General features: G+C 70.9%; 16 protein-coding genes. 6 read left to right on the plus strand and 10 right to left on the minus strand.

Annotated elements, in window-relative coordinates; all coding sequences use genetic code 11:
* Nucleotides 1–34 precede the first annotated feature (34 nt).
* From AB0N82_RS08410 to gabT, 4 genes are all read right to left on the minus strand, one after another.
* Complete coding sequence (locus tag AB0N82_RS08410) at nucleotides 35–1,594, minus strand: APC family permease (protein ID WP_315995021.1); 1,560 nt, start codon at nucleotides 1,592–1,594, stop codon at nucleotides 35–37.
* On the minus strand, nucleotides 1,594–2,472 hold the full coding sequence (locus AB0N82_RS08415; RefSeq protein WP_363390341.1) for a universal stress protein: 879 nt from the start codon (nucleotides 2,470–2,472) through the stop codon (nucleotides 1,594–1,596). Before AB0N82_RS08415 ends, AB0N82_RS08410 begins: the two co-directional genes overlap by 1 nt.
* Nucleotides 2,469–3,929 (minus strand): NAD(P)/FAD-dependent oxidoreductase, encoded by a 1,461-nt coding sequence (locus tag AB0N82_RS08420; protein ID WP_363390344.1) that lies wholly within the window; start codon nucleotides 3,927–3,929, stop codon nucleotides 2,469–2,471. Before AB0N82_RS08420 ends, AB0N82_RS08415 begins: the two co-directional genes overlap by 4 nt.
* 90 nt (nucleotides 3,930–4,019) lie before the next feature.
* On the minus strand, nucleotides 4,020–5,369 hold the full coding sequence (gabT, locus tag AB0N82_RS08425; protein WP_363390347.1) for a 4-aminobutyrate--2-oxoglutarate transaminase: 1,350 nt from the start codon (nucleotides 5,367–5,369) through the stop codon (nucleotides 4,020–4,022).
* Between the two features lie 92 nt (nucleotides 5,370–5,461).
* Between gabT and AB0N82_RS08430 the strand changes: the two genes are divergently transcribed.
* The gene (locus AB0N82_RS08430; RefSeq protein WP_363390350.1) at nucleotides 5,462–6,994 is read left to right on the plus strand and encodes a PucR family transcriptional regulator; all 1,533 of its coding nucleotides are present in this window, start codon (nucleotides 5,462–5,464) and stop codon (nucleotides 6,992–6,994) included.
* 87 nt (nucleotides 6,995–7,081) lie between these two features.
* Here the strand turns inward: AB0N82_RS08430 and AB0N82_RS08435 are convergent, their stop codons facing one another.
* Nucleotides 7,082–8,560: a helix-turn-helix domain-containing protein gene (locus AB0N82_RS08435; RefSeq protein WP_363390353.1), complete on the minus strand. Its 1,479-nt coding sequence runs from the start codon at nucleotides 8,558–8,560 to the stop codon at nucleotides 7,082–7,084.
* Nucleotides 8,561–8,689: 129 nt separating this feature from the next.
* Between AB0N82_RS08435 and aceA the strand changes: the two genes are divergently transcribed.
* Together aceA and aceB are read left to right on the plus strand one after the other, a co-directional pair.
* Complete coding sequence (gene aceA / locus AB0N82_RS08440) at nucleotides 8,690–10,006, plus strand: isocitrate lyase (protein WP_363390356.1); 1,317 nt, start codon at nucleotides 8,690–8,692, stop codon at nucleotides 10,004–10,006.
* A 222-nt stretch (nucleotides 10,007–10,228) separates the two neighbouring features.
* The gene (gene aceB / locus AB0N82_RS08445) at nucleotides 10,229–11,932 is read left to right on the plus strand and encodes a malate synthase A (protein WP_363390359.1); all 1,704 of its coding nucleotides are present in this window, start codon (nucleotides 10,229–10,231) and stop codon (nucleotides 11,930–11,932) included.
* Between the two features lie 79 nt (nucleotides 11,933–12,011).
* On the opposite strand, the gene AB0N82_RS08450 is transcribed toward aceB, so the two are convergent.
* Nucleotides 12,012–13,307, minus strand: coding sequence for a chloride channel protein (locus AB0N82_RS08450; protein ID WP_363390362.1), 1,296 nt, complete (start codon nucleotides 13,305–13,307; stop codon nucleotides 12,012–12,014).
* A 55-nt stretch (nucleotides 13,308–13,362) separates the two neighbouring features.
* Here AB0N82_RS08450 and AB0N82_RS08455 point away from each other — a divergent pair, with 55 nt between their 5' ends.
* The 3 genes from AB0N82_RS08455 (at nucleotide 13,363) to AB0N82_RS08465 (ending at nucleotide 15,986) form a co-directional block, all read left to right on the plus strand.
* Complete coding sequence (locus AB0N82_RS08455; RefSeq protein ID WP_363390365.1) at nucleotides 13,363–13,686, plus strand: hypothetical protein; 324 nt, start codon at nucleotides 13,363–13,365, stop codon at nucleotides 13,684–13,686.
* Between the two features lie 39 nt (nucleotides 13,687–13,725).
* Nucleotides 13,726–14,925 carry a pyridoxal phosphate-dependent aminotransferase gene (locus tag AB0N82_RS08460; protein ID WP_363390368.1) on the plus strand — a complete coding sequence of 400 codons (1,200 nt, stop codon included), beginning with the start codon at nucleotides 13,726–13,728 and terminating at the stop codon, nucleotides 14,923–14,925.
* A 485-nt stretch (nucleotides 14,926–15,410) separates the two neighbouring features.
* On the plus strand, nucleotides 15,411–15,986 hold the full coding sequence (locus AB0N82_RS08465) for a DUF559 domain-containing protein (RefSeq protein ID WP_363390371.1): 576 nt from the start codon (nucleotides 15,411–15,413) through the stop codon (nucleotides 15,984–15,986).
* A 97-nt stretch (nucleotides 15,987–16,083) separates the two neighbouring features.
* Here AB0N82_RS08465 and AB0N82_RS08470 read toward each other — a convergent pair whose 3' ends face one another.
* From AB0N82_RS08470 to AB0N82_RS08485, 4 genes are all read right to left on the minus strand, one after another.
* Nucleotides 16,084–17,220 (minus strand): UDP-N-acetylmuramate dehydrogenase, encoded by a 1,137-nt coding sequence (locus tag AB0N82_RS08470; RefSeq protein ID WP_315995032.1) that lies wholly within the window; start codon nucleotides 17,218–17,220, stop codon nucleotides 16,084–16,086.
* Complete coding sequence (locus AB0N82_RS08475) at nucleotides 17,220–17,624, minus strand: MaoC/PaaZ C-terminal domain-containing protein (RefSeq protein WP_363390374.1); 405 nt, start codon at nucleotides 17,622–17,624, stop codon at nucleotides 17,220–17,222. Before AB0N82_RS08475 ends, AB0N82_RS08470 begins: the two co-directional genes overlap by 1 nt.
* Nucleotides 17,621–18,070 (minus strand): MaoC family dehydratase N-terminal domain-containing protein, encoded by a 450-nt coding sequence (locus AB0N82_RS08480; RefSeq protein WP_363390377.1) that lies wholly within the window; start codon nucleotides 18,068–18,070, stop codon nucleotides 17,621–17,623. The genes AB0N82_RS08475 and AB0N82_RS08480 overlap by 4 nt, the downstream gene beginning before the upstream one ends.
* Nucleotides 18,071–18,173: 103 nt before the next feature.
* The gene (locus tag AB0N82_RS08485) at nucleotides 18,174–18,971 is read right to left on the minus strand and encodes a sulfite exporter TauE/SafE family protein (RefSeq protein ID WP_363390380.1); all 798 of its coding nucleotides are present in this window, start codon (nucleotides 18,969–18,971) and stop codon (nucleotides 18,174–18,176) included.
* Nucleotides 18,972–19,337: the final 366 nt, after the last annotated feature.

The following is a 19,337-nucleotide window of genomic DNA, read 5'->3' on the forward strand; positions in this document are numbered from 1 at the left end:
TTTCGTTGTCAGATGGTGCGGTCGGATGCCGGGGTCAGATCGCGCGCCGGCGGCGGGCGCTGGCGGGCGCTTCCCGTCCCAGGGTCTCACCGCGGAAGAAGGCGGGGCTCGCGATGCGCTGGGCGATCATCAGCACCACCCCCACGACGATGATCACGACGGTGATGACGAACACGAGGCCGACGCCGCCGATCTGCGAGCCCGAGCCGTAATCGGGGCTCGCGCTGTCGATGAGGGTCGTGACGAACAGCACGGCCAGGATGACGCCGCCCACGAGCGGCGCGAGGAGGGTGAGGAAGACGTTGCGCACCGAGTCGAACCACTGCTTGCGGAAGTACCAGACGCACGCGAACGCGGTCAGGCCGTAATAGAAGCAGATCATCGCGCCGAGGGCGGTGATGGTGTCGGTCAACACGTTCTCGCTCAGCACGCGCATGATCGCGTAGAACGCCGAGGCGACGATCGCCGACACGATCGTGGCGTAGCCCGGGGTGAAGAACCGCGGGCTGACCTTGGCGAACTTGCGCGGCAGCGCGTCATAGTGCGCCATCGCGAGGAGCGTTCGGGCGGGGCCGACGAAGGTCGCCTGGAGGGAGGATGCCGAGCTGGTCAGCACCGCGAGCGACACGAGGAAGGCGAGGGGGCCGAGGATGGGCCCCGAGAGGTGGAAGAAGACGTTCTCCTGAATGTCCTCGTTGCCCAGGCCCAGCTCGCCCGTGCCGTTGCCGGCGAACATCAGCAGAGCGACCGCGATGAGCAGGTACAGCGCCACGATGAGGAACACCGTCACGGTGGCCGCGCGGCCCGGCGTCTTGTCGGGGTCCTTGGTCTCCTCGTTCATGGTGAGGATGACGTCCCACCCCCAGAAGATGAAGATCGACAGCGAGAGCCCGGCGGCGAACGCGCTGAACGAGTCGACCTCGAACGGATTGAACCACGACGCCTGAACGGGGCTGGCGTCGAAGGCGTTGCCGTTCATCATCTCGACCACGGCCGCTCCGGCGAAGACGAGCAGCACGAGGATCTGGAACCCCACCAGGCCGTACTGCAGGCGCTGGGTGGTCTGCAGATCGCGGTACGACACGATCGTGGCGAGCAGCATGAACAGCAGGCACACCGCCACGTTGACGGGCACGATGCGCGTGATCTCGGCGATCTCCGGATTGCCGCTGATCTGCGCGATGAGCAGGAAGAGGAAGTCGACCGCGATACCCGCGAGGTTCGACAGCACGATGACCGTGGCCGCGACCAGCCCCCACCCGGCCATCCAGCCGACCCAGGGTCCGAAGGCGCGGGCCGCCCAGGTGAACGAGGTGCCGGCATCCGGCATCCGGGAATTCAGCTCCCGATAGCCGAGCGCCACCAGGAGCATCGGGATGAAGCCGACGAGGATGATCGCGGGAACCTGGAAGCCCACGGCCGAGACCGTCGGGCCGAGGGCGCCGGTGAGGGTGTAGGCGGGGGCGATGGTCGAGATGCCGATGACGACGGCGCCGATCATGCCGATGGATCCGACGCGCAGGCCCTTGTTCGAGATGCCGGTGGTGACGGCGCTGTCGGGTGCGGGGCTCGCTCCGTTGCGAGAGGTGGTCATCAGGAGGCCTCCGAGGTGCGGGGCACCACGATCATGGGGACGGGCAGGGCGCGGAGGATGCGTCCTGCGGTGGAGCCGAGGAACAGGCGTCGCGGCTGAGCGAGGCGGCTCGAGCCGACGAGCGCGATCTCGCCCGGCTGCCACTCGATGCGCGACACCGCGTCTTCGATGTCGCTGCCGGTGCCGACGACCGCCTCGGCGGCGATCCCGGCGGGCAGATCCGCGCGGACGGCCTCGAGCACGCTCTCGGCGTGGGCGTGTCCCGTCAGACGAGTCAGCGACGCGTCGACGCGATCGGGGAGATCGACACCGGCGAGCGAGAGGAGCCGCACGGGCGCTTTCGCCCGGCGGGAGACGCCCACCGCGGTGTCGAGCAGCAGGTCAGCGCCGGGGCGGGTGCCGATGGCGGCGGTGACGCGCGGCAGACCCACCGACGGGTCGACGTCGCGCGCGCCCTCGGGAGCGAGCGCCACCGGGACGGGCGCCGAGTGCACCAGCTCCTCGGCGGTCGTACCGAGACGGTGCCGTCCGCGCGGACCGCCCCCGCCGGTGCCGACGACGATCAGGCCCGCACCGAACTCCTCCGCGGCCGCGACCAGACCGTCGGAGACGTCGTGCGCGTAGCGCACGTGTCCCCGGATGCCGGCCGGGTCGCCGATGCGCGCGAGGGCGTCGCGCAGCCACCCGCGCGCCGTGTCCTCGACCAGACGGTCGTAGGACGCGGCCGTCGGGATGGAGACGTTGCCCTGCGGGGACGGCAGCACGACGACGACGTGGACGGAGGTGCCGAGGGCTGCGCCGAGGCGGGCGCCCAGCGCGAGGGCGTCGGCACCCGCGTCGGTCGCCGTGTAGCCGACGACGACGCGGTCGCCGCTCATCCGCGCGTCCGCTCGAGGATCTCGTCGGCGGCGCGGTGACCCTGGCGGATCGCCCCGTCGACGTGCTGGTAGCCGGCGCCCGCCATGTCGCTGCACGCGAGGTGGATCGCCCCGACGGGCCGGCGCAGGTCGGCGCCGTAGCGCTGCAGGCCGCCGAGGTCGAAGCTCGCCGCGTACGCGCCGCGGGTCCACTCCTCGGTACCCCAGTCGCTCTCGTAGTAGACCTCGGGGTTCTTGGCCTCGGGGCCGTAATAGCGCGCGAGCGAGTCGAGGATGCGCTCCTTGCGTTCCTCGGGGCTCAGACGGAAGAGGTCGTCGGCGTTCTGGTCCGACACGAACCCGACCAGGGTGCCGCGCTCGTCGCCGTGGTTGGTGTTGTCGTACGCCTCGTGGCACAGCTCGTACGGGCTGAACGCGGTGCCCGACAGGCCCTGCTCGCGCCAGAACGGGCGGTCGTAGACGGCGTGCACCTTGATGACGAAGCCCATCGAGATGTGCTGGTGCATCTGGTGCTGCAGACGCGGCAGGGGCGGCTCGAACGAGATGCGCGAGTACAGCACCGGCGCGAGGGCGAGCACGGCGAAGCGGGCTCGGACGGTGACGCCGTCGGCGATCACCGTGACCCCCGAGGAGGACGAGGCCGCGGCCTCGACGCGCGCGGTGAGGGCGCGCAGATCGTCGACCCGTCGACCCGTGTCCGCGGCGGCGGGGCGGTCGGACGGCGCCGAGTCGTCGCCCCAGATGATGCGGCGGACCGGCTGGTTGAGGAGCACGTCGTCGCCCAGGCGCTCGGCGAGCAGCTCGGGAACCTGCTGGAGACCGCCGGTCACGCGCTTGTCGAGGATGAAGTCGGCGTCGACGAGGTGCGAGTACGAACCGGCGGATGCCGCCATGAGCAGCGACTGCAGCAGGGAGAACGTGTGCGTCGGCTTGGTGAGCATCGCCGATCCCGTCGCGAAGGCGAGGTTGCGCACGGCTTCGTCGTCGTCGGTCTGCTCGCGCAGCCACGCGTCCCACGAGATCTTGTCCCACTCGGCGGCCTGCGGGTGCTCCCACGGCTTGTCGGGATCGATCTCGGCGACCATGGCATCCAGGCGCGCGGTGATCTCGTCGATGACCTTCTCGGTCTCGGGTGCCACGGGGAACATCTCGCCCGTGAAGCGCTTCGCCTCGCCGTCGGCACCGACGTAGACGCTGTCGCCCTCGCGGTAGCGGCTGTATGTCGACAGGCCGAGGTCGGCCACGGTGTCGATCAGCGCGGTCTGGTCGGGCGAGACCCACTGGCCGCCGAGCTCGAGCATCGCGCCGTCGATGACGTCGGTCCACAGGCGTCCGCCCACACGATCGCGCGCCTCGAGCACGACGACCGACAGGCCGGCCTTGCGCAGGTCGTTGGCCGCGGTGAGACCGGCGGCGCCGGCCCCGATCACGACCACGTCGCGGGTGATGTCATCCATGGGAGCTTCCTTCGTTGTGTCGTTCACGTCTTCGTGGATGGCCCCGACGGCGGCGGGCTCTCGGGTCGACCGCCGCCGCCGGGACGGGTGTCAGCTACGGGCGAGGGCGGCCGCGACCACGTCGAGGCCCTCGTTCAGCAGGTCGTCGCCGATCGACAGCGGCGGGAGGAAACGGATGACGTTGCCGTACGTTCCGCACGTGAGCACGATCACACCCTCGGCGATCGCCGCTTTCGCCACCGCGGACGTCAGCGCGGCGTCGGGTGCGCCGGTGGGGGGATCGACGAACTCGACGGCGATCATCGCGCCGTGTCCGCGGACGTCGCCGATGCGCGGGTCGTTCTGCTGCAGCGCGTGCAGGCGGTCTTTCAGCAGGACGCCGATCTCGCGGGCGCGCTCGACGAAGCCCTCGTTCTCGAAGGCGTCGATGGATGCCAGAGCCGCGGCGCACGCGATCGGGTTGCCTCCGTAGGTTCCGCCGAGCCCGCCCGCGTGGGTGGCATCCATGATCTCGGCACGGCCCGTGACGGCCGCGAGCGGCAGTCCGCCAGCGATGCCCTTGGCGGTGGTGACGAGGTCGGGGACGATGCCGAAGTGCTCGCTCGCGAACATCGCGCCGGTGCGCGCGAAGCCCGACTGCACTTCGTCGGCGATGAAGACGACGCCGTTGTCTCGGCACCAGTCGACGATCGCGTTGAGAAACCCGTCGGCGGGGACGATGAAGCCGCCCTCGCCCTGGATGGGCTCGATGATGACGGCGGCGAGGTTCTCGGCTCCGACCTGCTTCTCGATGACCGAGATCGCCTTCGCCGCGGCCTCGGGGCCGGTCAGTCCGTCGCGGAAGGGGTACGACAGCGGGGCGCGGTAGACCTCCGCGGCGAAGGGTCCGAACCCGCTCTTGTAGGGCATGTTCTTCGCCGTGAGCGCCATGGTCAGGTTGGTGCGACCGTGGTAGCCGTGGTCGAACGCGACGACCGCCTGACGCTTGGTGTACTTGCGGGCGATCTTGACGGCGTTCTCGACGGCCTCGGCACCCGAGTTGAAGAGCGCGCTCTTCTTGGCGTGGTCGCCGGGGGTGAGACGGTTGAGCGCCTCGGCCACCGACACGTACGAGTCGTACGGCGAGATCATGAAGCACGTGTGGGTGAAGGCGGCGACCTGCTCCTGCACGGCCTTCACGACCGCCGGGTGGGCGTTGCCGACGCTCGTGACGGCGATGCCCGAGCCGAGGTCGATGAGCGAGTTGCCGTCGGCGTCGACGACGACTCCGCCGCCGGCGGCGACCGCCTGGATCGGGACGGTGTGGCCGACACCGGATGCCACGGCGGCGGCCTTTCGCTCCAGCAGTTCCTGCGAACGCGGGCCGGGGATGGCGGTGATGATGCGGCGCTCCTGGGCGAGGGACGGACCGCCGACGAGAGGAAGGGTGTCGAGGCTCATGGCGGCGATGCTACGGACGCCGTGCGGCGCCCCGCACTCTCCTGCCTGTACAGTCACAGGCGCCGTCGTATACGAGTCGTACAGGAGTTGTCATGGCCGACACCGCCCCCGCCCCACCCAGCCTGCGGGCGCTCCTGTCCCGCCGCGACCTGCACCTTCGGCTCGTCGCCGACGACGAGCTGTCCCCCGGCATCCTGGATCGCCCCGTGCGATGGGTGCACTCGAGCGACCTCGCCGACCCGACGCCCTTCCTCAGCGAGGGCCTCGTGCTGCTGACCACCGGCACCCAGTTCGCCGACGCGACCGCCGCCGATTACGAGGCGTACATCGGTCGCCTGCTCGCGCGCGGCGTGCAGGGGCTCGGTTTCGGCACGGAGGTCGTGCGCGACGGCATCCCCGCTCCCCTCGTCGACGCGTGCCGGCGGGCGGGGATGCCGCTGTTCGAGGTGCCGTACCGCACCCCCTTCATCGCCGTCGCGCGCGCGGGCGCCGAGGCGATCGCGGCCGACGCCTATGCGCGTCGCAGTTGGTCGCTCGCGGCGCAGCGCGCGGTGTCGCTCGCCGCGCTGCGGCCCGACGGTCTGTCGGCGACGCTCGCCGAACTCTCGCGGCAGCTCGACTGCTGGGTGGGGTTGTACGACGCGGCCGGCGCGCTGCGCACCGCCTTCCCGTCCGGCGCCCTGCCCGCTGCGACCGCCGACGCCCTCACCCTCGAGGTCACGACGATGCTGCGCCGTGGCACACGCGCGGCGGGAACGCTGACCGCCGGCGACCGCGCGGTGAGCGTGCAGACGCTCGGACGCGGAGGGCACCTGCGTGGAGCCCTCGCGATCGCCGCGGACGACCTGGACCACGAGGCCCGCAGCGTCGTGACCGCCGTCGTCGCCATGGCGGCCCTCGCCCTCGAGCAGCAGGACGGACTGGGCCGGGCGATCGGCACCTTCCGCGCGGGCCTGGTGCAGACGCTGGCGACCGACGATCCGACCCTCGCACGGCGCGCCGGCCGCGATCTGTTCGGTCCCCTGCCCGCGGCGCCGGTCATCGTCGCACTCACCCCCGCCGCCGCAGCGAAGTCGACGGCACTGGCGGAGTGGCTCGAGGTGCGTGCGCAGGAGGGACGGGGCGAGCTGTTCTTCGGTCGTGGCGACGACGGCCTCGTGCTCGTGGTCCCCGTGTCCGCCCGAGAGAGCCTGGCCGAGATCGCCGACCGCTTAGAGCTGACGGTGGGGTGCTCGGCCCCCTCGGGATACGACGCGTTCTCGCGCGCCCTGACCCAGGCCCGCACCGCGCGCGACCGTTCGGACGACGCCGGCCTCGCCGACTTCACCGACACGGCGCGAGCCGGGCTGCTCTCGGCGCTGGAGTCGGAGGCCGCGCGCACGGTCGCGGCGGGCGCGCTGGCTCCCCTGCGCCGGCACGACGAGACCGAGGGCTCGGCGCTGGTCGACACCCTCGACGCGTGGCTGGCCAACGACTGCTCGCACGAGGCGACCGCGGCGGCGCTCGGCATCCATCGACACACCGTGCGGGCGCGCATCGCCCTCGCGCAGCGCGTGCTGGGGCGCGACCTGTCGTCGTTCGCCGCGCGTGCGGAGCTGTGGACGGCGCTGCGGCTGGCAGGGTAGGCGCGGTGACGGGGGCGCGGCGACGGCGACGGGGAGTCGGTGGCCCGCATGACGCGCCCGCCCACCGCACGGCGGCCGGGGCGCGTCTCACTCCCCCGGCGCGTGCGCCTCCAGGAACTCGTACATCTCGGTGGTGTCGACCCCGGGGAACGACCCCGTCGGCAGGGTCGCGAGCAAGGTCCGCGGTGTGCGCACGTTCGGCCATGCCTGCCCGCGCCAGGCGTTCTCGAGCGAGGCCGGCGGCCGGCGGCAGCACGTCTCGACCGCGTGCCGCGAGACGCCGCGGTTGGGGGTGTCGCGCCCGCGGAACCACTTCGTGTCATCGAACCGCACCCCCACGCTCACCGAATGCGCCCCCTCGCTCGACTGCTCCACGCGCGCGGTGCACCAGTACGTCCCATTGCCGGTGTCGGTGTACTGGTAATACGGATTGAAGAGGTCGTCCTCCTCGAACACGACGCGGCTCGTCCAGCGACGGCAGCACAACTGCCCCTCGATCGACCCCAGCCGATCGGTGGGGAAGTTCACGTCGTCGTTCTCGTACGCCTTCGTGATCGTCCCCGACTCGTGCACCTTGAGGAAGTGCACCGGGATGCCGAGGTGCACGGTCGCGAGGTTCGTGAAACGGTGCGCGGCCGTCTCGTACGACACCGAGTAGGCGTCGCGGAGGTCTTCGATGCTGATCGTGCGCCGCTGCTTCGCCTCGCGCAGCGCCGGGACGACATGCGCCTCGGGCATGAGCAGCGCGCCCGTCAGGTAGTTGGTCTCGACGCGCTGGCGGAGGAACTCGTCGTAGCTCGTCGGCTCGCCGTGGCTCAGGATCCGGCTCGACAGCGCCTGCAGCACCGCCGCGCGAGGGTCGCCCTTCGCGACCTTCGTCGACAGGTACAGCCGCCCGTTCTTCACGTCGGCGATGCTCCGCGTCGACGAGGGCAGGTCGGGCACGTAGTGCAGCGAGAAGCCCAGGTGGGCGGCGATGTCACTCGCCCCGCGCTGGGTGAGCGGTCCGCCGGGGTGCGCGATCGCGTCGAGCATCTCGGATGCCACACGCTCGAGCTCCGGAAAGTGGTTGTCCTGCGTGCGCATGAGTCGGCGGAGGGCGACATTGGCGCGGCGCGCCTCCTCCGGGGTCGCGGAGCGCTCTTCGCGCAACCGTTCGATCTCGGCCTGGAGAGCGAGCATCGCGGCGAGCGCCTCGTCGGGCACCGCACGCCCCACACGGAAAGGGGCGATCCCGAGCGCCTGGAAGGTCTGCCCGCGCATCGCCCGTTCCACGGACAGCTCGAGGGTGGCGCGGGGATCGAGGGGCTCGGCATCCAGCAGCTGATCGAGCGTGCACTGCAGCGCTCGGGCGATCGCCTGCAGCAGCGTCAGCTTCGCCTCGCGGCGGCCGTTCTCGATCATCGACATCTGGCTGGGCGCACGACCGACCGCTCCAGCGAGGTCGTCGAGGGTCATACCGCGCGCGGTGCGCAGCTGTCGGATGCGCCGACCGATGGTGAGGGTGTCCACCTCTTCATGGTCGGGCGGGAGGGATGCCGCGGGAATCGAGACGCCGGTGTCCATACCGGCAGGTTCTCACAGCAGCGGAAGATCGCGCGATCTTCACACATCGAATCTTCTTGCAGAGGGTTGTTCTTCGCGGACAGTGGTCTCCACGGGGCACCGACGCCCCGGCACCCGAAGGAGGACGACATGACGATCCAGGCCACCCCCGCCCCGCAGCCCCTGCGCCCCGGCGACCAGACCGAGACCGCCGATGAGATCCGCACCTCGTGGGAGGACGACCCCCGCTGGGACGGCATCGAGCGCACGTACACCGCCGAAGACGTCGTCCGTCTCCGTGGCAGCGTCCGCGAGGAGTGCACGCTCGCCCGCCGCGGGGCCGAGAACCTCTGGAACCTCCTCCACACCGAGGACTACGTCCGGGCCCTCGGCGCCTACACCGGCGGCCAGGCCGTGCAGCAGGTGCGCGCGGGGCTCAAGGCCATCTACCTCAGCGGGTGGCAGGTCGCAGCCGACGGCAACCTCGCGGGCCAGACCTACCCCGACCAGAGCCTCTACCCCGCCAACAGCGTGCCCGCGGTCGTCCGCCGCATCAACAACGCGCTGCTGCGTCAGGACCAGATCGAGCGGGCCGAGGGCGAGATCACGCAGGACTGGCTCGCCCCGATCGTCGCCGACGCCGAAGCGGGCTTCGGCGGTCCCCTCAACGCGTACGAGCTCGCGCTGTCGCTGATCGCGGCGGGGGCGGCCGGCCTCCACTGGGAGGACCAGCTCGCGAGCGAGAAGAAGTGCGGCCACCTCGGCGGCAAGGTGCTCGTGCCGATCCAGCAGCACATCCGCACCCTCAACGCCGCGCGTCTCGCGGCCGACGTCGCGGGCGTGCCGACGGTGATCATCGCCCGCACCGATGCCCTCGCCGCCGACCTGCTCACCAGCGACGTCGATCCGCGGGATGCCGAGTTCCTCACCGGCGAGCGAACGACCGAGGGCTTCTACCGCGTGCGGCCGGGACTGGACTCGGTCATCGCGCGCGGCCTCGCCTTCGCCCCCTACGCCGATCTGCTGTGGGTGGAGACCGGCGAGCCCGACATCGAGCTCGCCCGCGCCTTCGCCGAGGCGATCCACGCTCGCTACCCGGGCAAGAAGCTCGCCTACAACTGCTCGCCGAGCTTCAACTGGAAGCGCCACCTCGACGACGAGCAGATCGCCACGTTCCAGGCCGACCTGGCCGCTCTCGGCTACGCCTTCCAGTTCATCACGCTGGCCGGATTCCACGCCGTGAACCACTCGATGTTCGACCTCGCCCGCGGCTACGCCGAGCGCGCCATGAGCGCGTACGTCGAGCTGCAGGAGGCCGAGTTCGCCGCCGAAGCCAACGGGTACACCGCCACGCGCCACCAGCGCGAAGCGGGCACCGGCTACTTCGACGTCGTCTCGACCGCGCTCAACCCCGACAGCGCGACCCTCGCCCTGGCCGGCTCCACCGAGACGGCCCAGTTCCACTGACCCTCCCCCTCCCCGTCCCCGCTCGCCCTCTCTGCTCCTCCCCCTGTCCCGCCCCTGCCCCCAACCCCCACTTGAGTGTCCGAAACACCCGGACCCGGCGAAAATCCGTCCGGGTGTCTTGGACACTCAGCAGGACACACACGTCCCGCATCCTGCGTCGGGCGGCGGACGGCGGGAGGGAGGGAGCGAGCGAGCGAGCGACATAGACAGAAAGCCACGACCATGACCCTCATCGACACCTCACCCCCGCCCACCACCGCGACCTCGCCGACCACGACGACCGGTGCCCGCACGACCACCGAAGGATCCCGGATGCCGAGCCCGCCGGCATCCATCCCTCACCTGCGTCTCGAGCGCTCCCTCGAAGGACGGGACGCCGAGATCCTCACCCCCGCCGCCCTCGCCTTCGTCACCGAGCTGCACGACCGCTTCGCCCGGCGCCGGCACGACCGGCTGGCCGCGCGCCTGCGTCGGCGTTTCGAGATCGGCACGGGTGACGACCCGCACTTCCGCGCCGACACCGCGCACATCCGCGACGACCCGTCGTGGCGCGTGGCGGGCGCGGGACCGGGCCTCGAAGACCGCCGCGTCGAGATCACCGGGCCCACCGACCCGAAGATGACCATCAACGCGCTCAACTCCGGGGCACGCGTATGGCTGGCCGACCAGGAGGATGCCACGAGCCCCACCTGGCGCAACGTCATCGGCGGTCAGCTCTCGCTGTTCGACGCGATCCGGGGGCAGCTCTCGTTCACGAGCCCCGAGGGCAAGCGCTACGAGGTCACCGCCGAGCGCACCCCGACGATCGTGATGCGCCCCCGCGGCTGGCACCTGCCCGAGAAGCACGTGACGTTCATCGATCGTGCCGGCCGCGAGCTGCCGGCATCCGGTTCGCTCGTGGACTACGGACTGTACGTGTTCCACAACGCGCACGCGCTGATCGCCGCGGGCCGCGGGCCCTACTTCTACCTGCCGAAGATCGAGTCGGCCGAAGAGGCGCGGCTGTGGGACGACGTGTTCTCGTTCACCGAGGAGCGTCTGGGCCTCGCGCACGGCACGATCCGGGCGACGGTGCTCATCGAGACGCTGCCCGCGGCGTTCGAGATGGAGGAGATCCTCTTCGCTCTGCGCGACCACTGCGCGGGCCTGAATGCGGGTCGCTGGGACTACATCTTCTCGATCATCAAGACCTACCGGGGCCGCGGAGCGCGTTTCGTGCTCCCCGACCGCAGCGAGGTCACGATGACGGTGCCGTTCATGCGGGCCTACACCGAGCTGCTCGTGCAGACCTGCCATAAGCGGGGCGCGTACGCGATCGGCGGCATGAGCGCCTTCATCCCCAACCGCCGCAAGCCCGAGGTGACCCAGGCGGCGTTCGACAAGGTCACCGCCGACAAGCGCCGCGAGGCCGGAGACGGCTTCGACGGCACGTGGGTGGCCCACCCCGACCTCATCCCGGTGGCGCGGGCCGAGTTCGACGCCGTGCTGGGTGACGCGCCGAACCAGCTCGGGCGCACCCGCGACGAGGTGTCGGTCGCACCGGCCGATCTGCTCGACGTGCGCATCGGACGACCCGTGACCGCCGCGGGCGTGCGGGGCAATGTGTCGGTGACGATCCGGTACATCGAGGCCTGGCTGCGGGGCCTGGGCGCGGTCGCGATCGACGACCTCATGGAGGACGCCGCCACCGCCGAGATCTCGCGCTCGCAGATCTGGCAGTGGATCCACCAGGACCACGCCACCGCCGAGGGCACGCCGATCACCCGCGACTACGTCGAGTCGCTCGTGCGGGACGTGCTCGCCGAGGCGCCGCGCTCGACCGCCGACCGGTTCGACGACGCCGCCGCGGTGTTCCAGGAGGTCGCCCTGCGCGAGGAGTTCCCGGCCTTCCTGACCCTGCCGGCGTACGCGAGATACCTGGACTGACCGGATGCCGAGGGGCCGGGGCCGGAAGCCTCGGCCCCTCGGTCACGCCTCCGGCAGCTTTCGTGCGGTGCGGGGGGCGTCAGGGACGCGCCGGGTCGATCGGAGCGAAGGGCCTCAAACTCTCGCGCGAGGTGAGCTTCGACGCCGCGAGCGACCCGGCGACGGCGAGGAAGATCGGCAGCAGCAGGTCGAAGCCGGTGTTGGTGAACTCGATGATGAGGGCGATCGCGGTGAACGGAGCCCGCATGTTGGATGCCAGGAACGCCGACGCCGCGACGATCGCGAGAGCCGTTCCGTCGGCACCGGGCCAGACGAACGCCCACCCGGCCGCCGCCGCGGCTCCGAGAGCGGCACCGATGGCGACCGAGGGCTGCAGCGTTCCCCCGATCGCGCCCGACCCCAGCGACATCGCGGTCGCGACGTACTTCAGCACGGCGAGCGCGATGAGCAGCAGGGCGGGCTGCGAGAGGTCGAAACCCGCGGTCGCCAGCGCGCGGCCATTGCCGAGGATGAGCGGGAAGGCCGCTCCGACGGCGCCGACGGCCGTGAACGTCAGCGGCAGAGCCACCAGCAGCTTCCACCCCTCGGGACGGAAACGAGCGAGCTTCTTCGTCACCATGGCGAAGCTCGTCGCTCCCCACCCCATGAGCGGGCCGATGAGGACCGCGGCGACGATGAGCGACGCGTTCACCTCGACCGAGCCGATCGAATAGAGCGAACCGTCCCCCACGAGCGGACGCGCGACGAGGGTGGCGATGGTGCTGACGGTCAGCGCCACCACCGCTGCACCCACGCTGAATTGCGCGAGCAGGATCTCCACGGCGAAGAGGGCGCCGGCGAGGGGCACGTTGTAGACGGCGGCGAGACCCGCCCCCGCGGCCGAGGCGATGAGGATGCGACACCACCGCGCGTCGAGGCCGAACCACTTCACGACCTTCGAGCCCGCCATCGCCGACAGCTCGCGCGGAGCGACCTCCTTGCCGATGGACGCGCCCATCGCCACCGACCCCACCTGGATGACGGTGTCGGCGAGCGTCTCCCACCACGGCATCCGGGCTCCGTCGACGCCCTGCTCGACGGTGGCGATCCGGCGACCGAAGCGGCGCAGCAGGTACCAGCCGAGGGCGGCCACGACTCCCGCCCCGCCCACTGTGACGATCGGAAGCCACCAGGTCTCGGGATACGCGAGGCCGTCGAGGAACGGCCCCTCCTCGTGACCCCACACGAGATGCTCGAGGCTGTGCACGATCCACACGAGCAGCAGCACGGCGAGACCGGTGGTCACGCCCACGATGAGAGTCGCGATCCCCAGCCGCATGAGGGAGGCGAATCCCCGTCGACGGGAGCGCAGGGGCGTGGCGGTCTGAGCTGTCACCCCGCCACGCTAATCGACCCATGTTTCGTGTTCCGACCGACGGTAGCCTGACCGCATGACGCCCCCGCCCGTCACGACCCGCCGACCCTTCGACGTGCTCGGACTCGTCGCGGTGATCCTCTCCGCCGTCCTCCTCGTCCCGACGCTCTTCGTCTTCGTCGTGGGCCTCATCCCCGAGATGAACGCGATCTGGTGGATGGGAATCATCCTGCTGCCGCTGCTCTTCGTCGGTGGGATCGTCGTCGTCCTCCTGGCGGTCGTCGGTCTCGTCGTCGCCGCGCGTCGATCCGGTCGCCGGGCGTGGTCCGTCGTGGCGCTGGGGCTCGGCATCCTGATGCTCGTTCCGGCGCTGCTGATCCTCGCGCCCTGGCCGTCATGACCCTCGGCGCGAAAGCGCGGGAACACTAGGCTCGGAACCGTGACTTCCCGCGCCCCGCTCTCCCGCAAGCTGTCCGCCATCGCCGAGTCCGCGACCCTCAAGGTCGACGCCAAGGCCAAGGCCCTCCAGGCCGCCGGTCGCCCCGTCATCTCGTACGCGGCCGGCGAGCCCGACTTCGCCACGCCGTCGTTCATCGTGGATGCCGCGGCGAAGGCGCTGCAGGACCCGAAGAACTACCGCTACACCCCCGCCGCCGGCCTCCCCTTGCTGCGCGAGGCCATCGCCGCGAAGACGCTGCGCGACTCGGGCCTCGAGGTCTCACCGTCGCAGGTCATCGTCACCAACGGCGGCAAGCAGTCGGTGTACCAGGCGTTCCAGACCGTGGTGAACCCCGGCGACGAGGTGCTGCTGCCCGCGCCGTACTGGACGACGTACCCGGAGGCCATCGCGCTCGCCGACGGCACGCCCGTCGAGGTGTTCGCCGGTGCCGACCAGGACTACAAGGTCACCGTCGCCCAGCTCGAGGCCGCGCGCACCGACAAGACCACCGTGCTGGTGTTCGTCTCGCCGTCGAACCCGACCGGCTCGGTCTACACCGCCGAGGAGACGGCCGAGATCGGCCGCTGGGCCCTCGAGCACGGCATCTGGGTCATCACCGACGAGATCTACCAGAACCTCACCTACGAGGGCGTCCGTGCCGTCTCGATCGTCGAGGCCGTGCCCGAGCTCGCCGAGCAGACGATCCTCGTCAACGGTGTCGCGAAGACCTACGCCATGACCGGGTGGCGCGTGGGCTGGATGGTGGGACCCGCGGATGCCATGAAGCTCGCCGGCAACCTGCAGTCGCACCTGTCGAGCAACGTCAACAACATCGCCCAGATCGCCGCCGCCGAGGCCCTCAACGGCCCGCAGGACGAGGCCGAGCAGTTCCGTCTCGCCTTCGACCGTCGCCGTCAGCTGATCGTGTCGGAACTGTCGAAGATCGACGGCGTGCAGGTGCCCAACCCGCTCGGCGCGTTCTACGTGTACCCCGACGTCCAGGGCCTGCTGAACCGCTCGTGGGGCGGCGTGACCCCGACGACCTCGCTCGAGCTCGCCGACCTCATCCTCGAGCAGGCCGAGGTCGCCGTGGTGCCGGGCGAGGCGTTCGGTCCGAGCGGCTACCTGCGCCTGTCGTACGCCCTCGGCGACGACCAGCTTCTCGAGGGCGTCCAGCGCCTCCAGCGCCTGTTCGCCTGAGCCCTCCTCGCGCGACCCGCGCCCCCGCGCCCCACGTGAGGGGTCACTTTTTGTCGCCCAGCGGCCGGCTCGGCGACAGAATTTGACCCCTCACGCGGGAGGGGTGGGGGCTGTGGAGAGGGCTGAGAGAGACGGGGGCGGACGGGAGAGGATGGCGGATGCCGATTCCACGTTCACCGGCCTCGCTTGCTCCCTCGTCGGCGTTCACCGTCGCCGAGGCACGGCAGGCAGGGCTTTCCTCCAGCACCGTGCGATCCCAGGCATGGGATATGCGATATCACGGCGTCCGGCTCCTCCCGGACCACGCTGATCGTCAACGAATCGGGGCGCTCCTGCGTGCGCTTCCCCGCGCGGCATTCTGCTGCGGCGCGACGGCGGCCTTCCTGCACGGTCTTCCTCTGCCCCTCCCTCTCGAACATCAGGCCCGCGAGGTGCCGACGGTCGGGGTTCCGCGCGACCACACCAGAATCCGTCGAGCCGGCGTCGTGGGGCGGCGACTTAACGTCGACGCCGTCGACATCGTGGAGGTGCGTGGCATCCGGTGCACGTCGCCCGTACGCACGTGGGCCGAGCTGGCGGAATCGCTGTCCGTCGCCCAGCTCACCGCGGTGGCAGACGCTCTGCTGGCGCGTCGGAGGCCTCTCGCCACGAAAGCGGAACTCGAGGCCATGCACCTCCGCCTGCTCGGCGGGCGGGGCTCCGTGAACCGACGGCGGGCTCTCGAGCTCGCCAGCGACCGCGCGGAGTCTCCCCGCGAGTCGCTCTTGCGCGTGCTCCTCGTGACGGCGGGCCTGCCGGAGCCCGAGTGCAATGTGGAGATCTTCGACGACGGACGCTTCGTGGCGCGGGTCGACCTGTTCTACCGACAGGCGCGGCTCATCGTCGAGTACGACGGCGATCACCACCGCGATGCGCGGCAGTGGAGCAAAGACCAGCGACGCCGGTCGGAACTCGAATCGCTGGGTTATCGATTCACGGTCGTCACAGCGCGTGATTTCGACGATCCCGCCGCGCTCATCGCGCGCGTCCGCCGCCTCATCTCCACCGGCGCGACCACGTGAGGGGTCAGAAAGTGTCGCCGAGCGCGTTCCTGGGCGACACTTTCTGACCCCTCACCGCAGGGCGCGGGACGGCGCGGAACGAGAGCCGGGCCGGGGGCTACAGCTCGACGTTCACCAGGACGGGTTCGGGCTGCAAGACGAGACCGAACTCGGCGGCGACGCGGCTCTGCACGAAGCGCGCGAGCTGGGCGATCTCGGCCGCGGTCGCCTCGCCGCGGTTGGTGAGGGCCAGCGTGTGCTTCGTCGAGAGGCCGGCGCGCGAGCGCGGGAACCGGAACCCGCGCGAAAGCCCCGCGTTCTCGATCAACCACGCGGCGCTCACCTTCACCTGGCGGTTCTCGACCGGCGGCGGAGGCAGGATGCCGTCGAACGCGGCGAGCGGGATCACCGTCACTGGGTCGAGGGCGGGGCCCATCGGCCACTTCGGGCACGCGTCCGGAAGGGTGCGCGCGAACGCCTCCGAGACGATCGCGTTCTGGAAGAACGAGCCGGCGCTCCAGGTGTCGGGGTCTTCGGCGTCGAGGACCATTCCCTTGCGCGCACGCGTGGCGAGGACGTGGTCGCGGATCCACCGCAACGACACGGCCTGGTCGGCCTCGAGTCCGAGGGCGCCGCGCAGCTGATCGCCCGCGATCGGCCGCTCGTCGGTGCCGACGCGCTCGAGCTCGAGCGTGACCGACAGGATGACGGCGGGCCGCTCGGGCACCGAGCCGTAGTGGTGCTTGAGCACCGAGGTACGGAAGCCCAGACCGAGCTCGGATGCCGGGACCGTCGACACGTCACCCGTGGACTCGTCGATCAGCTCGACCTCGACGAGCGTCTGCACGATCTCCTGCCCGTAGGCGCCGACGTTCTGCACGGGAGCGGCGCCGACGGTGCCCGGGATGCCGGACATCGCCTCGACACCGGCGTACCCGCGCTCGACCGTCTCGGCGACGAGGGCGTCCCAATCGTGTCCGGCCTGCACCCGCAAGCGGACGGTGTCGGGCCGGGAGCCGGGGAGTTCGTCGATACCGGAGGTGCGCACGCGGATCACGGTGCCCTCGAACGGTTCGTCGCCGACGAAGAGGTTGGATCCTCCGCCGAGCACGAACCACGGCTCGCCGGCGGCCCACGCCTCGCGGAGGGCGGCGACGAGTTCGTCGACCGTCGTCGCCTCGATGAGACGAGCGGGTTCACCGCCGGTGCGCAGCGTGGTGAGCTGCGCCAACGGGACCGGAGCGACCTGGGGCATCAGCGCAGCCGCACCCGCACCTGGGCCTTGCCGAGCACGGTCGTCTCGGCGAACGTCACGGTCAGGTCGATGCGGGCGATGTCGTCGTCGACCGCGCCCACCTTCGCGCTCACGTGCAGATCGGCCCCGGTCTCGGGGTCGACGACGACGGGGCGCGTGAAGCGCACGCCGTACTCCGCGATGCGTCCGCTGTCGCCCAGGGCCTCGGCCAGCGTGCCGACGGCGATGCCCATCGTGAGCATCCCGTGCGCGAGGACGCCCGGGAGCCCCACGGCCGCCGCGACGTCGTCGCGGTAGTGGATCGGGTTGAAGTCTCCCGACGCCCCCGCGTAGCGCACGAGCGACTCACGGGTCAGGTGCACGGAGCGTTCGGCGACGACCTCGCCCACGGTGAATGCGCTCATGCGCCGGCCTCCCCCGCGAGCAGGACGCTCGTCGTCGTGACGACGTGGGCGCCGGTGGCATCCACGATCTCCGCTTCGCTCGTGATCATCGCGTTGCCGCCCATCGACCGGATGCCGGTGACCGACAGCGTCGCGACGAGCTCGTCGCCGGCGACGATCGGGCGCGTGTAGCGGAAGCGCTGCTCCGCGTGGACGAGGCGCGAGAGCTCGATGCCGGAATCGGGGTCGCCCAGCAGCTGCTGCAGCGTGAGGTCCTGCACCACCATCGCGAAGGTCGGCGGGGCCACGACGTCGTCGTAGCCGAGGGCGCGCGCGGCGTCCGGGTCGGAATGCTGCGGGGCGTCGGCGAAGACGGCGCGGGCGAACTCGCGCACCTTCTCGCGACCGACGAGGTACGGCACGGTCGGCGGGAAGACTCGGCCGACCAATTCGGGGTTCACGGGCACCGAGTCAGTCTACCGAGAGGGCCCGACGGAGCCGTGCCGCCGGCATCCGCCGGTCCGGCCCGGCCTCGAGGAGTTCCGCGCCGACCGCGACGCCGTGGGCGCTTCAGCGCTGGTGGCGACCGCGCACGGCCTTGACGGCGATCTGCGAGGCGATGAAGACGAGGAAGATCGAGAACAGCACGTTCGCCACGAAGGGATCGACGGCCTTCGCGATCTGCGCACCGACAGCGGTCGTGGCGCACGCGGCGACGCCGACGCAGAGCGCGGCGGGCAGATCCACGTTGGAACGGCGGAGGTTGCCGACCGTGCCCGACACCGCCGTCGGGATCATCATCAGCAGCGAGGTGCCCTTGGCGACGAGGTCGCTCGTCCCGAACAGCAGCAGGAGTGCGGGGACGACGATGATGCCGCCGCCGACGCCGAGCAGTCCCGCCAGGATGCCCGTGATCACGCCGAGCACGGCCAGGCCGGGTCCGGTGACCCACGTGAGCACGAGATCGGCGTCGCGGGAGGGGATGACGAAGTACAGGCTGACGATCACCGCGACGAGGAAGGCGACGAACGCCCACCGCAGCGCCGTCTGCGAGAGCTTGGGCAACAGCCACGTGCCGATCTGCGCCCCGCCGACGGCCCCCGCCGCGAGGATGAGCGCCGGCAGCCACGCGACGTGCCCGTCGACGGCATAGGTGATGACCCCGACGGATGCCGTGGGGACGATCGCCGCGAGCGAGGTACCTGCCGCGAGGCGCTGGTCGAATCCGAGCAGCAGGACGAGCAGCGGGACGATGACGGTGCCGCCGCCGACGCCGAACAGACCCGACATCAACCCGGCGAGCAGACCGACCGCCACGCAGACGACGTAGAGGCGGGCGGTACGGGGCGGGCGGGGAGCGGTCGTCACGGAGATCCTCGGAATCAGGGGGCGAGCGCGTCTCGCCGTTGCCCCAGTCTTCCACTCCTGCGCACGGACGCCGGTGGGACGGATATCGGTCGGCACCATCGAGGGACGCAGGAACGAAAGCGGCCCCCGGTGATCCGAAGCCGCGTCCACCGGGGGCCGTCGCCCTCACAGGTCAGGCAGGACGGTGACCCGAACACCGGACTGCGACCACTCGCGTGAGGGTGCGACAAAGATGACGATAGACACCCCGTTCGTCCGGATCGCACCGGTTGACACTGATATCTAGAGGTGCTAATTATTCAGGCCACTGAATTCTTGGTAGCGCTCCCGGGAATGCCCTCGCCGCTGGTGCCGTTGGAGACGTGC

Origin of the sequence: Microbacterium sp. NPDC089186, from assembly GCF_040685115.1 — a bacterium.
GTDB lineage: Bacteria > Actinomycetota > Actinomycetes > Actinomycetales > Microbacteriaceae > Microbacterium > Microbacterium galbum.